A 6,870-nucleotide genomic window follows, 5' to 3' on the forward strand; every position below is an offset into this window, starting at 1 on the left:
CATGGAGTGACCGGTCAATGCGGCATCCTGCCTACACGGTTCAACCATGACGAGGAGAGCATAATGCCGATTGCGACAGAGCGCGTCATCATACGCAAGACCGGCGGGCCGGAGGTTATGCAGCTTGAGGAGGCCATGCTCGCGGATCCCGAAGCTGGTGACGTGATCGTCGAACACACCGCAATTGGCCTGAACTTCATCGACGTTTACTTCCGCACCGGCCTGTATCCGGCTCCCGCGGGAACACCGTTCACCCCGGGGCATGAGGGAGCGGGAACAATTCTTGCCGTTGGCGATAAAGTCGATCATCTGAACGTGGGCGACCGCGTCGCCTATCTCGGTCCCCTTGGCAGCTATGCGCGCCATCGCAGCGTCGCCGCTGATCGTGTGGTCAAACTGCCAGACGGCATAGACGACGAGACTGCAGCGGCAATGATGCTGAAAGGCATGACGGCGCGTTACCTGCTTCGGAAATCCTTCCATGTGGATGCGCAGACCGTTTTGCTGTTCCATGCTGCAGCGGGTGGCGTTGGCCTGATCGCTGGCCAATGGGCGCACCATCTTGGCGCGACTGCCATTGGAACCGCTGGCACGGACGCCAAGTGCGCTCTGGCACGTGAGCACGGATACGCGCATTGCATTAATTACGAGACCCAGAATTTCGTCGATGAGGTGGCGCAGCTGACCAGCGGTGAGAAGTGCCACGTCGTTTACGACTCGATCGGAGCCGCAACCTTTCCCGCGTCGCTTGATTGCCTTCGAACCTTCGGCACTTTTGTCTCGTTCGGCAACGCCTCTGGCCCAATCAAGGATTTTGACCTTGCTATGCTCGGTCCGAAGGGCTCGCTTTATGCCACAAGGCCAACGGTGTTTGTCCACACCGGCACGCGCGCCTTGCTCGAAGAAACCGCCAATGACCTGTTTGACGTCGTCTTGTCGGGCGCTGTCAGAATTCCTGTCGCTCAGCGCTTTGAATTGAAAGATGTGGCTGAAGCGCATCGAGCGCTCGAGAGCCGGAAAACCACCGGCTCAACTGTCCTGTTGCCAAACGGATAAGCACTGATCGCCCCGTAGGCCCCTTCGTGCACAGCTTTTGGGCGGCGCGATATCGATGCCGCTGTTGCAGGCAGCGGAACTGAACGCTTATTGTACCGGCGTGGCGTCAAGACAGGCATGGCTGAAATTTGGTCATAGCGATGTGCGTGCATCGGTTTTTGGCCGGGCCGCGGGAGAGGATAGATCGGGCGTTGGCCTCATCGGGCATATCGAACACACCGCTGCTGGCGGTGGACAGTCTGAGCAAATCCTTCGGTAGCCTGAAAGCTGTCGATGCCGTGTCGCTTTCTATCAATCGCGGCTCGATCCATGCGCTCTTGGGCGAGAATGGCGCGGGCAAATCCACGTTGGTCAAGATGCTATATGGCATGCTTGAGCCTGATGCGGGGTCGGTATCTGTCGACGGCCAGGTAGAGGCGATCCAGTCGCCCAATCAGGCCAGGGCATTGGGCATCGGCATGGTGTTCCAGCATTTCTCGCTTTTTGAATCCATGAGCGTCGCCGAGAACATCGCGCTCGCGTTGGACGACAAGCCGTCGCCCGAAAAGGTGACAATAGACCTGCAGGCTTTCGATGAGCGCTATGGTCTTACCGTCGATCCAAATGCAACAGTGGGTGACCTTGACGTCGGCGTACGGCAGCGGGTCGAGATTCTACGCGTGCTGCTGCAGAAGCCCTCTTTGGTCATCCTCGACGAGCCGACGTCCGTGTTGACCCCGCAAGAAGCAGAGAGCTTGTTTGGGGTGCTGCGCCAGCTTGCCGGAGAGGGCAAAGGCATCCTTTATATCTCGCACAAGCTCGACGAGGTGCGCGCGCTTTGTGACGATGCAACCGTTATGCGGCACGGCGTCGTCGTTGAGCGGACTGACCCGCGCGCGGAGACATCGGCGTCGCTGGCCCGGGCGATGGTGGGTTCGGACGTATCGCAAGTTGAGCGCCGAGCTGTGCAACTGGCAGACGATACAGCGGACATGCTTGCGCTCGACAATCTTAGCTACAATCCCGGTACCTTGTTCGGAATGCCGTTGAAGGACCTCTCGCTTGGAGTTCGAACAGGCGAGATCATGGGCATCGCTGGTGTGGCGGGTAACGGCCAAAAGGAGCTGTTTGACGTTCTGTCGGGTGAGGCTCCGGTAGACGCCAACGCGATCCGGCTGTCAGGCCAACCTATCGGTGACAGGTCGATCACCCACCGAAGAGGTATGGGGGCAGCTTTTGTTCCAGAAGAACGGTCTGGCCATGCATCTGTGCCGGCCATGGCGTTGAGCGAGAACGCGCTGATTACGCGTAAGCAGGATCAGGACGAGACGCTTGGAGCGTTGGGAACTGTTCGCTTCGCAATGGTCCGCAAGCTATCAATGGCTATTCGCTCAGCTTTCGACGTTCGCTCGGCGACGGGCGATCCTGCTGCCTCAACGTTATCGGGTGGCAACCTGCAAAAATATGTCGTGGGCCGCGAGTTGTCGCGCACGCCATCCCTGCTTGTGGTCAATCAACCCACCTGGGGTGTCGATGCTGCGGCGGCAAGCTTCATCCGAACAAGCCTTATCGAACTCGCTCAAGCGGGCAGTGCGGTTATTGCCATCAGCCAGGACCTTGATGAGCTTCTGCAGATATCTGACCGCATCGCGGTGCTTTCCCATGGCCGGCTGTCCGAACCAAAGGATGCAGGTTCGGTGACGCTCGAAGAGCTGGGGCTGCTCATGGGCGGGGACGCAAGCGGCGAAACAATCGAGGACAAGGCCCATGCGGCTTGAGCTGATCAAGCGAGACGCCCCATCGCGGGTGATGCTCATCGCAGCGCCGTTCATGGCACTCGGCCTGACGCTTGTAACCGCAGGTCTGTTGTTCGCGGTCATGGGCTTTAATCCCGCGGCGGCCTTATTCGAGTACTTCGTTGTTCCGCTAACCGAGCTTTGGTCGATCTGGGAACTGTTGCTGAAGGCAGCTCCGCTGATCCTGATCGCTCTGGGCCTTGCGGTTTGCTACCGGGCCAATGTCTGGAACATTGGCGCGGAAGGGCAGTTTACGATGGGCGCCATTTTCGGCTCCATCCCGCCAATTCTGTTCCCTGAATGGTCGGGTCCGCTGACGCTGCCTACGATGTTGGTCATGGGCATTATCGGCGGTGCGCTTTACGGCGCGATCCCAGCGCTTTTGCGCGTCCGATTCCGCGCTAATGAAATTCTCACCTCCCTGATGCTGGCTTACATCGCGCTGCTCATTTTAGATTATCTGGTCCGTGGTCCGTGGCGTGACCCGGGCGGGTTCAATTTTCCCGAAAGCCGCAACTTTGATGACGCGCAATCCCTTCCCATCCTGATCGAGGGGTCGCGTGTGCATTTGGGCATTTTGCTGTCATTTGCGATGGTGCCTGTCATGTGGTTTTTCATGAGCCGCACGCTCGCCGGCCACGCTTTTAAGGTGGTTGGCGAAGCTCCCCGTGCCGCGCAGTTTGCAGGGTTCTCATCGAAGAAACTCGTTTATGGTTCCCTGATGATTTCCGGCGCACTTGCGGGCTTGGCGGGTATCATGGAAGTCGCCGGTCCAATCGGCGAACTGAGGCCAACGATCTCCCCGGGCTACGGCTTCACAGCGATCATCGTTGCTTTTCTGGGCCGATTGAACCCGTGGGGTATTCTTCTGGCGGGATTGTTGCTGTCGCTCAGCTATCTGGGTGGCGAAGCGGCGCAGATATCGCTTGGCCTGTCGGACAAGATGGCACGCGTCGTCCAGGGTATGCTTTTGTTCTTCGTGCTCGGTTGCGACACGCTGGTGCGCTATCGCATTCGCATCGTCGGTAACGCGCCCGCGGCGGCCACGACTGAGCCTGTTCCGGCAAACAAGCAGGTCGCCGATGCTGCTTGAGGGTATCGTCATCACCATTGTGGGTGCTGCGACACCCATCGTCTTGGCGGCTATCGGCGAGTTGGTCGCCGAGCGGTCTGGAGTCCTGAACCTCGGCGTCGAGGGCATGATGATTATGGGCGCCGTGGTCGGGTTTGGCGTCGCACTCAGCACAGGTAATCCCTATCTTGGCGTCGTCGCTGGCGCTCTTGCGGGGGTCGCCATGAGCCTGTTGTTCGCACTCTTTACGGTCTACCTGGCTACCAATCAGGTCGCGACAGGTCTTGCGCTGACCTTGCTCGGGCTTGGGCTCGCTGGGCTCATTGGTGAGGCGTTCGTTGGTACCCCCGGGGTGAAGCTTCAGCCAATCACGATACCCGTGCTATCCAGCATTCCGGTTGTTGGACCTGCCTTTTTCGCACGCGATATCATCGTCTATGCGAGCTTCGCGATCGTCGCTGGCGTTTGGTATGTTCTTTTCAAGACGCGTGCCGGTCTCGTTCTGCGCGCGACCGGGGAGAACGCCGAAGCGGCGCACTCGCTCGGTCGGGATGTCCGATTGATCCGAACCGCCGCCGTGGCTTTTGGGGGCGCATGCGCAGGAATTGGCGGCGCTTATTTGTCGTTGGTGCTCTCCACTCAATGGACCGAGGGCATGACCGCCGGGCGCGGCTGGATCGCGCTGGCCATTGTCGTGTTCGCAACGTGGCTGCCGTGGCGGGCGCTGTTAGGTGCTTACCTGTTTGGCGGCGTCATCATCCTTCAATTGCACGCTCAGGCATTCGGTGTCCGCATCCCGACCCAAGCCATGACCATGTTGCCTTACGTCGCCACCATCATCGCTTTGGTGCTTCTGTCGCGCAATCAAACCTTGATGCGCAGGAACACCCCCGCGGCTCTCGGCCGGGCCTTTGTGCCTGACCGATAGCCCTTCTTATGCCCAAGGCGCGGTTGCAGATGGCGCGACCGCTCCGGGCTCCCACCTTCAAGCCATCACGAAAACAAAGGACGACCTGATGAAGACCCTTCTTTCATCCCTTCTGGCCGTCGGTACCGCAGCCGCTCTTTCCTTGGGTGCTGCCACGACTGCCCAGGCCGATGACCCCGTCAAGGCCGCTTTCCTCTATGTGGGCCCGGTTTCGGACCATGGCTGGACCTACGCCCATGACCAGGCCCGCCTTGCGATGGAGGCCGAGCTTGGCGACGCGGTCGAGACGACTTTTCTCGAAAGTGTTTCGGAAGGAGCGGACGCCGTGCGTGCACTTGAACGACTTGCACGCTCGGGCAACGACATCATTTTTGCGACCTCTTTCGGCTACATGGAATCGGTCGGTGAGGTTGCTGAGCGCTTCCCCGATGTGAAGTTTGAGCACGCGACCGGCTACCAGTCGGCTGATAACTTTGCCAACTACAACGGCCATTTTTACGAGGGCCGTTATATTCTCGGCAAGATTGCTGGGCTTGAGACCGAAACAAACACGATCGGTTACATCGCGTCCTACGCGATCCCAGAGGTTATTTCGGGAATCAACGCGTTTATGCTTGGCGCTCAATCGGTCAATCCGGACATTGAAGTGAAGATCATTTGGGTGAACACCTGGTATGATCCCCCCCGCGAAGCAGAAGCTGCCAATGCCCTTATCGACCAAGGTGCCGACATTCTCGTTCAGCATACCGATTCCACCGCGCAGCTTCAGGCAGCGCAGGAGCGTGGCGTCCGTGGCTTCGGCAACGATTCCGACATGGGCGCTTTTGCGCCTGACGCGCAGCTTACAGCCATTGTCAACAATTGGACGCCCTACTACATCGATCGTGTCCGCGCGATCGCCGATGGCACATGGGAAACCGGCTCGTCGATGGGTTCTATGGAAAGTGGCATGGTCCAGATGGCACCGTTCGCCAACATGTCCGATGAGACCAAGGCTGTGGCCGAAGAGACCATGGCCGGCATCATTGCTGGCGAGATCCATCCGTTTGCCGGACCGGTCTTCAATCAGGCCGGCGAAGAAGTCGTCGCAGAAGGTGAGGTTGCTGCGCTCGATATGATCCTATCCATGAACTTCTACGTTCAAGGGATCGACGACGCCTATCCAAACTGATCGAGCGTTCTATCATCCAACGAAAGGCCGGGAAAAACTCCCGGCCTTTTTTGTTGGGCCTGCTTGCGCGATGGACCCGGCGGCGCGATAAGCGCTGGCGCGGGACAGGTGGCCGAGTGGTTGAAGGCACTGGTCTTGAAAACCAGCAGGCGGGGAACCGTCTCGTGGGTTCGAATCCCACCCTGTCCGCCATATTTGTCTGCTCTGTGCCTTCAAGCGGTCGGTCCGAAGGACCGGAGCCAGCTAAGATGGCACAACCGCGGTTGACTGGCTCCGAGTTCGAACTTTGTTCGATCCTCTCCGCCATTAGGTTTTGCTTTATGCCTCCGGCACAACCGCGGTTGACTGGCGTCGAGTTCGATCAAAGTCCTCCGCTCTCCGCCAGTCTTTGTGCCGTCATGCCATGTGCCGAACCGCAGCTTGCTGGCTGCGAGTTCGAACTGTGTGCATGCGCTCGGCCGCTTCCCAAAGCGATTCACCGGTCACCTTGCCTGCGCCAACTGTAAAGGCGAGGCTATCTGCCCGTCCCGTCCGCACACGCTCTGGGATAACGTTCGGTAAGCCGTGCATCGGTGAGCTCAGGCACGAGAGACCGTACGCCGGTATCGGGACCGCCGGACAAGAGCGTCGCCGAACAAAAGCGTCAAGGGCACGCGCACTTAGGGGTTTGACGTCTTCGTGCCCGGGTCCACGTTGCAGTTTTTTATCGTATTCGCCGGGCTTACAATGCTAAGGCTTGACCCAACGGAAAATATGCCCGCTGGGAGCGCATCATGGCCAACTTCGTCGTAACCACAAATCTCGACGAGAATGACAGCGGCGCGACGGTTGGCTCGCCCATTGGGGCGGGGCTGTCGTTGCGAGAGGC

6 protein-coding genes and 1 tRNA gene are annotated in these 6,870 nt (G+C 59.1%); 6 read left to right on the forward strand and 1 reads right to left on the reverse strand.

Annotated elements, in window-relative coordinates:
* Positions 1-63: 63 nt before the first annotated feature.
* The 6 genes from AAF739_17305 (at position 64) to AAF739_17330 (ending at position 6,194) form a co-directional block, all read left to right on the forward strand.
* Positions 64-1,056 (forward strand): quinone oxidoreductase, encoded by a 993-nt coding sequence (locus AAF739_17305; protein MEM6384431.1) that lies wholly within the window; start codon positions 64-66, stop codon positions 1,054-1,056.
* A gap of 191 nt (positions 1,057-1,247) precedes the next feature.
* Positions 1,248-2,813, forward strand: coding sequence for an ABC transporter ATP-binding protein (locus AAF739_17310; GenBank protein MEM6384432.1), 1,566 nt, complete (start codon positions 1,248-1,250; stop codon positions 2,811-2,813).
* Positions 2,803-3,924 carry an ABC transporter permease gene (locus AAF739_17315; protein ID MEM6384433.1) on the forward strand — a complete coding sequence of 374 codons (1,122 nt, stop codon included), beginning with the start codon at positions 2,803-2,805 and terminating at the stop codon, positions 3,922-3,924. Before AAF739_17310 ends, AAF739_17315 begins: the two co-directional genes overlap by 11 nt.
* Positions 3,914-4,831: an ABC transporter permease gene (locus AAF739_17320; protein MEM6384434.1), complete on the forward strand. Its 918-nt coding sequence runs from the start codon at positions 3,914-3,916 to the stop codon at positions 4,829-4,831. The genes AAF739_17315 and AAF739_17320 overlap by 11 nt, the downstream gene beginning before the upstream one ends.
* 88 nt (positions 4,832-4,919) lie before the next feature.
* Positions 4,920-6,002 (forward strand): BMP family ABC transporter substrate-binding protein, encoded by a 1,083-nt coding sequence (locus AAF739_17325; GenBank protein ID MEM6384435.1) that lies wholly within the window; start codon positions 4,920-4,922, stop codon positions 6,000-6,002.
* 102 nt (positions 6,003-6,104) lie between these two features.
* A tRNA-Ser gene (locus AAF739_17330) sits at positions 6,105-6,194 on the forward strand.
* 204 nt (positions 6,195-6,398) lie between these two features.
* On the opposite strand, the gene AAF739_17335 is transcribed toward AAF739_17330, so the two are convergent.
* Positions 6,399-6,572: a hypothetical protein gene (locus AAF739_17335; GenBank protein MEM6384436.1), complete on the reverse strand. Its 174-nt coding sequence runs from the start codon at positions 6,570-6,572 to the stop codon at positions 6,399-6,401.
* Positions 6,573-6,870: the final 298 nt, after the last annotated feature.

Source organism: Pseudomonadota bacterium (genome assembly GCA_039024915.1).
Taxonomy (GTDB): domain Bacteria; phylum Pseudomonadota; class Alphaproteobacteria; order Rhizobiales; family MH13; genus MH13.

Coding starts and splice junctions, on each gene's coding strand:
- AAF739_17305 (MEM6384431.1), top strand. CDS start 64: ATGCCGATTGCGACAGAGCGCGTCATCATACGCAAGACCGGCGGGCCG.
- AAF739_17315 (MEM6384433.1), top strand. CDS start 2,803: ATGCGGCTTGAGCTGATCAAGCGAGACGCCCCATCGCGGGTGATGCTC.
- AAF739_17320 (MEM6384434.1), top strand. CDS start 3,914: ATGCTGCTTGAGGGTATCGTCATCACCATTGTGGGTGCTGCGACACCC.
- AAF739_17325 (MEM6384435.1), top strand. CDS start 4,920: ATGAAGACCCTTCTTTCATCCCTTCTGGCCGTCGGTACCGCAGCCGCT.
- AAF739_17335 (MEM6384436.1), bottom strand. CDS start 6,572: ATGCACGGCTTACCGAACGTTATCCCAGAGCGTGTGCGGACGGGACGG.